The sequence below is a fragment of the Streptomyces sp. NPDC002446 genome, from assembly GCF_053595675.1.
In genome coordinates, this window is sequence record NZ_JBSFYC010000088.1 from 21,822 (window position 1) to 28,369 (window position 6,548).

The 6,548-nt window shown below is 70.2% G+C and carries 2 protein-coding genes and 1 pseudogene; 2 read left to right on the forward strand and 1 reads right to left on the reverse strand.

Annotation, left to right across the window (positions count from 1 at the left end; genetic code table 11):
- Positions 1-21 precede the first annotated feature (21 nt).
- Positions 22-693 carry an HAD family hydrolase gene (locus ACWD6P_RS32725; protein WP_451447821.1) on the forward strand — a complete coding sequence of 224 codons (672 nt, stop codon included), beginning with the start codon at positions 22-24 and terminating at the stop codon, positions 691-693.
- 468 nt (positions 694-1,161) lie between these two features.
- Complete coding sequence (locus ACWD6P_RS32730) at positions 1,162-6,123, forward strand: NAD-glutamate dehydrogenase (RefSeq protein ID WP_451447822.1); 4,962 nt, start codon at positions 1,162-1,164, stop codon at positions 6,121-6,123.
- Between the two features lie 173 nt (positions 6,124-6,296).
- Here ACWD6P_RS32730 and ACWD6P_RS32735 read toward each other — a convergent pair.
- A pseudogene (locus ACWD6P_RS32735) lies at positions 6,297-6,548 on the reverse strand (ABC transporter ATP-binding protein); the annotation flags it as partial.

Here is a 6,548-nt window from a genome sequence, read left to right on the forward strand (position 1 = left end):
GGGCACGACCTGGGGAAGCGCATGGGGAAGCACGCACCACACATCGTCTGGGACTGGAACGGCACGCTGTTCCACGACATCGACGCCGTCATCGGGGCGACCAACTCGGCCTTCGAGGAGATCGGGCTGGATCCGATCACCCTGGAGATGTACCGGGAGCTGTACTGCGTGCCCATTCCGCGGTTCTACGAGCGGCTGATGGGGCGGCTGCCGACCGAGGCGGAGTGGCTGGTGATGGACGAGGCGTTCCACCGGCATTACAGCGAGCACCGGCTGGCCTGCGGCCTCGCCGAGGGCGTGGACCTGCTGCTGGAGGGGTGGCAGGCGGCCGGCCGGAGCCAGTCGATCCTCAGCATGTTCGGGCACGACGAGCTGATACCGCTCGTCCGCGGCTTCGGGATCGAGTCGCGGTTCGTGCTGGTGGAGGGCCGGACCGGACCGTCCGGGGGCACGAAGAGCGCACAGATGGTGCGGCATCTCGCGACGCTGGAGCAGATCGATCCACGGCGTACGGTCGTGATCGGTGACGCCGCGGACGACGCCGTGGCCGCGCGGGACGCCGGTGCGCAGGCGGTGCTCTACACGGGCGGCTCGCACAGCCGCGGCAGCCTGGAGGCCGCCGGGCTGGCCGGGGTGCCGGTGGTGGACAGCCTCGCGGAAGCCGTGGAGCTCGCGGAGACCATGGCCGCTTAGCGGCCCGCCCGCCGCAGGGCCCTGTGAGCGCCGCCGGCCGTACGGGTCCACGCCCGGCTCCTCGCCGAGCGCCCCGGGCAGCACCCCGTCTCGTGCGCACGCATACGCCACCCCGGCGTAGCGTTGTCCAGAAGGTCTAAGTTCGGACTGGGGATTTGTACGTGGACGGCCCATGACGGCACCCGTGGAGGGAGCGATAGCCTTGCACCGTGATCAGCGCGATAACCCGCGGGGGCATCGAGGCCCCTGCCGTGCGCCCGGGACACCACCGTGACCGGGCGGTCGCTGGTCTTTGCGGCCAACACTCCACGTCGACTTCGTCAAAGTTCGTCGACAACGGCACGGCCTTCTCTCATCGCGGCATAGCGTCGAAAGCGACAGGACACCCCGCGTCGCAGCGGCGTTGTGCGGCTTCCACAGAGTTCTTCCACAACGTCACGCAACGGCGCGCGACAGGAGCCAGAGGACATGCAGACCAAGCTGGACGAAGCCAAGACCGAGCTGCTCGCGAGGGCCGCCCGGGTCGTTGAAAGCAGCCCGGCCGGGGGCAAGCACCCGGTACGCGGCCTCGACCCGGACACCCTTGCGGGATACCTCCAGCGCTACTACCTGCACACCGCCCCCGAGGACCTGATCGACCGCGACCCGGTCGACGTCTTCGGTGCCGCGCTCTCGCACTACCGCCTCGCGGAGATGCGCCCGCAGGGCACCGCGAACGTCCGGGTGCACACCCCGACCGTCGAGGAGAACGGCTGGACCTGCAGCCACTCCGTCGTCGAGGTCGTCACCGACGACATGCCCTTCCTGGTCGACTCGGTCACCAACGAGCTCTCGCGGCAGGGCCGCGGCATCCACCTGGTGATCCACCCGCAGGTGATCGTCCGCCGCGATGTCGCCGGCAAGCTCATCGAGGTCCTCGACACCAACGGCGACGCGCGCGCCGCCGCCGGCAGGGGCAAGGCCGCCGCGCTGCCGCACGACGCGCTGACCGAGTCCTGGATCCACGTCGAGACCGACCGCGAGACCGACCGCGAGGACCTCAAGCAGATCACCGCCGATCTGCTGCGGGTGCTCTCCGACGTCCGCGAGGCCGTCGAGGACTGGGACAAGATGCGCGGCGCCGCGCTGCGCTTCGCCGAGCAGATGCCGTCCGAGCCGCTCGCCGACGACCTGCGCGAGATGGAGGTCGAGGAGGCCCAGGAACTGCTGCGGTGGCTGTCCGACGACCACTTCACCTTCCTCGGCTACCGCGAGTACGAGCTGGCCTCCGCGCCCGGCGAGGGCGGTACCCAGGAGGACGTGCTGACCGCCGTGCCGGGAACCGGGCTGGGCATCCTGCGCTCCGACCCGCCGCACCGCGAGAGCGACGCCGGCCACCCCGTCTCGCCGTCCTTCAACCGGCTGCCCGCCGACGCCCGCGCCAAGGCCCGTGAGCACAAGCTGCTGATCTTGACCAAGGCCAACAGCCGCGCCACCGTGCACCGCCCCTCCTACCTCGACTACGTCGGCGTCAAGAAGTTCGACGAGCAGGGCAACGTCATCGGGGAGCGCCGCTTCCTGGGCCTGTTCTCCTCGGCCGCGTACACCGAGTCGGTGCGCCGGGTCCCGGTGATCCGCCGCAAGGTCGCCGAGGTCCTCGAAGGCGCGGGCTTCAGCCCCGACAGCCACGACGGCCGCGACCTGCTGCAGATCCTGGAGACCTACCCGCGCGACGAGCTGTTCCAGACGCCGGTCGACGAGCTGCGCTCCATCGCCACGAGCGTGCTCTACCTCCAGGAGCGGCGCCGCCTGCGGCTCTTCCTCCGCCAGGACGAATACGGCCGCTACTACTCCGCGCTGGTCTACCTCCCGCGCGACCGCTACACCACCAGCGTCCGGCTGCGCCTGATCGAGATCCTCAAGGAGGAGCTGGGCGGCACCAGCGTCGACTTCACGGCCTGGAACACCGAGTCGGTCCTCTCCCGGCTGCACTTCGTCATCCGTGTGGAGCCCGGCTCCACCCTGCCCGACCTCACCGACGCCGATGCGGACCGCATCGAGAGCCGGCTGGTGGAGGCCGCCCGCTCCTGGGCCGACGGCTTCGCCGAGGCGCTGATCGCCGAGGTCGGTGAGGAGCGCGGCGCCGAGCTCCTGCGCCGCTACGGCCACGCCTTCCCCGAGGGCTACAAGGCCGACAACAACCCGCGCAGCGCCGTCGCCGACCTCCAGCACCTGGAGAAGCTCACCGAGGAGCCGGGCAAGGACTTCTCGGTCAGCCTCTACGAGCCGGTCGGCGCGGGCCCCGGCGAGCGCCGCTTCAAGATCTACCGCAGGGGCGAGCCGGTCTCGCTGTCCCGGGTGCTGCCCGGCCTGAACCGCCTGGGCGTCGAGGTCATCGACGAGCGCCCGCACGAGCTGCGCTGCGCCGACTCCACCGTCGCCTGGGTCTACGACTTCGGGCTGCGGATGCCGGAGCACGTCAAGGGCGACGACGCCCGCGAGCGCTTCCAGGACGCCTTCACCGCGGTGTGGACCGGCGCCGCCGAAAGCGACAACTTCAACAAGCTGGTGCTGCGGGCGGGCCTCAACTGGCGCCAGGCGATGGTCCTGCGGGCCTACGCCAAGTACCTGCGGCAGGCCGGTTCGACCTTCAGCCAGACGTACATGGAGGACACCCTCTCCAACAACGTCCACACCACCCGGCTGCTGATCTCGCTCTTCGAGGCGCGGATGTCCCCCGAGCGCCAGCGGGCGGGCACGGAGCTGACCGACGGGCTGCTCGAAGAGCTCGACGGCGCGCTGGACCAGGTCGCCTCCCTGGACGAGGACCGCATCCTGCGGGCCTTCCTGACCGTCATCAAGGCGACCCTGCGCACCAACCACTACCAGAAGGACAGCCAGGGCCGGCCGCACTCCTACCTGTCCATCAAGCTGGACCCGCAGGCCATCCCCGACCTGCCGGCGCCCCGCCCGGCGTACGAGATCTGGGTGTACTCGCCGCGGGTCGAGGGCGTCCACCTGCGGTTCGGCAAGGTGGCGCGCGGCGGTCTGCGCTGGTCGGACCGCCGGGAGGACTTCCGCACGGAGATCCTCGGCCTGGTCAAGGCACAGATGGTCAAGAACACCGTCATCGTGCCGGTCGGCGCCAAGGGCGGCTTCGTCGGCAAGCAGCTGCCGGACCCGTCGCAGGACCGGGACGCCTGGCTGGCCGAGGGCATCGCCTGCTACAAGACCTTCATCTCCGGCCTGCTGGACATCACCGACAACCTCGTCGGCGGCGAGGTCGTCCGCCCGCAGAACGTGGTCCGCCACGACGAGGACGACACGTACCTGGTCGTCGCCGCCGACAAGGGCACCGCGACGTTCTCCGACATCGCCAACGAGGTCGCCGAGTCGTACGGCTTCTGGCTCGGTGACGCCTTCGCCTCCGGCGGCAGCGCCGGCTACGACCACAAGGGCATGGGCATCACCGCCCGAGGCGCCTGGGAGTCGGTCAAGCGGCACTTCCGCGAGCTGGGCCACGACACCCAGACCCAGGACTTCACCGTGGTCGGCGTCGGCGACATGTCCGGCGACGTCTTCGGCAACGGCATGCTGCTCAGCGAGCACATCCGGCTGGTCGCCGCCTTCGACCACCGGCACATCTTCCTCGACCCGAACCCGGACGCCGCGACCTCGTACGCCGAGCGCCGCCGGCTCTTCGAGCTGCCCCGCTCGTCCTGGGCGGACTACAACACCGAGCTGCTCTCCCAGGGCGGCGGCGTCCACCCGCGCTCGGCCAAGTCCATCCCGATCAACGCGCAGGTGCGGGCCGCCCTCGGCATCGAGGCCGGCGTGAAGAAGATGACCCCGGCCGATCTGATGCGGGCCATCCTCAAGGCGCCGGTCGACCTGCTGTGGAACGGCGGCATCGGCACGTATGTGAAGGCCGCCACGGAGTCCGACGCCGAGGTCGGCGACAAGGCCAACGACGCGATCCGCGTCAACGGCGAGGACCTGCGGGTCAAGGCCGTCGGCGAGGGCGGCAACCTGGGCCTGACCCAGCTGGGCCGGATCGAGTTCGCCATGGCCGGCGGGAAGATCAACACCGATGCGATCGACAACAGCGCCGGTGTGGACACCTCCGACCACGAGGTGAACATCAAGATCCTCGTCAACGCCGTGGTCGCCGAGGGGGACATGACGGTCAAGCAGCGCAACAAGCTGCTGGCCGAGATGACCGACGAGGTCGGCGCGCTGGTGCTGCGCAACAACTACGCCCAGAACACCGCACTCGCACTGGCGCAGGCCCAGTCCTCCAGCATGCTCCACGCCCAGCAGCGCTTCATGCGCCGCCTGGTGCGCGACGGCGACCTGGACAGGGCGCTGGAGTTCCTGCCCACCGACCGGCAGATCCGTGAGCGGCTGACCGCCGGCCGCGGTCTGACCCAGCCCGAGACCTCGGTGCTCCTGGCGTACACCAAGATCACCGTGGCCGACGCGCTGATCCAGACCGTGCTGCCGGACGATCCCTACCTCCAGCGGCTGCTGCACGCCTACTTCCCCTCGGCGCTCTACGACCGCTTCCCCGAGCAGGTCGACGGGCATGCGCTGCGCCGCGAGATCGTCACGACGGTGCTGGTCAACGACACCGTCAACTCCGGCGGTACGAGCTTCCTGCACCGCATGCGGGAAGAGACCGGCGCCTCCCTCGAAGAGGTCGTCCGGGCGCACACCGCGGCCCGCGCGATCTTCGGGCTCAACCAGGTCTGGGACGACGTCGAGGCGCTCGACAATGTCGTCTCCGCCGCCGTGCAGACCCGCATCCGGCTGCACTCGCGGCGGCTGGTCGAGCGCGGCACCCGCTGGCTGCTCAACAACCGCCCGCAGCCGCTGGAGCTGTCGCCGACCATCGACTTCTTCTCGGACCGGGTCGCGCAGGTCTGGGCGGAGCTGCCGAAGCTGCTGCAGGGCAGCGACCTGGAGTGGTTCCAGACGATCCTGGACGAGCTGACCGGCGCGGGTGTGCCCGAGCCGCTGGCCGTCCAGGTGTCCGGCTTCTCCTCGGTCTTCCCGGCGCTGGACATCGTCGCCGTCGCGGACCGCCTGGACAAGGAGCCGCTGGAGGTCGCCGAGGTCTACTACGACCTGGCCGACCGGCTGCGGATCAACCAGCTCCTCGACCGCATCCTGGAGCTGCCGCGCAACGACCGCTGGCAGTCGATGGCCCGCGCCTCGATCCGTGAGGACCTCTTCGCGGCGCACGCGGCGCTGACCGCCGATGTGCTGTCGGCCGGCAACGGCTCGGCGAAGCCCGAGCAGCGGTTCGAGGCCTGGGAGCAGGCGAACGCGGCGATCCTCAGCCGGGCGCGGGCGACGCTGGAGGAGATTCACGGGTCGGAGGGGTTCGACCTGGCGAATCTGTCCGTGGCGATGCGGACCATGCGGACGCTGCTGCGTACGCATAGCTGAGGCGGGGGCGGCGCCTCGGCGCCTGCCCCGTTGTCCTCAAGCGCCGGACGGGCTTGATATCGCTGCGCTCGTCCTCAAGCGCCGGACGGGCTGGGGGTACGTCGGGCGGGCCGGGAAGTGCGAGCGCCGGACGGGCTGGAGTTGTTTCCGCCCGTCCGGCGTTTTGCGTCGGGTCAGCCGCGGGTGGAGGTCTCGTACGCCTTGATGACCTCGTCGGTGGGGCCGTCCATCAGCAGTTCGCCGCGTTCCAGCCACAGGACGCGGTCGCAGGTGTCGCGGATGGACTTGTTGTTGTGGCTGACGAGGAAGACGGTGCCGGCTTCCTTGCGCAGTTCGCGGATGCGGGCCTCGGAGCGCTTCTGGAAGCTGCGGTCGCCGGTGGCCAGTGCCTCGTCGATCATCAGGACGTCGTGGTCCTTGGCCGC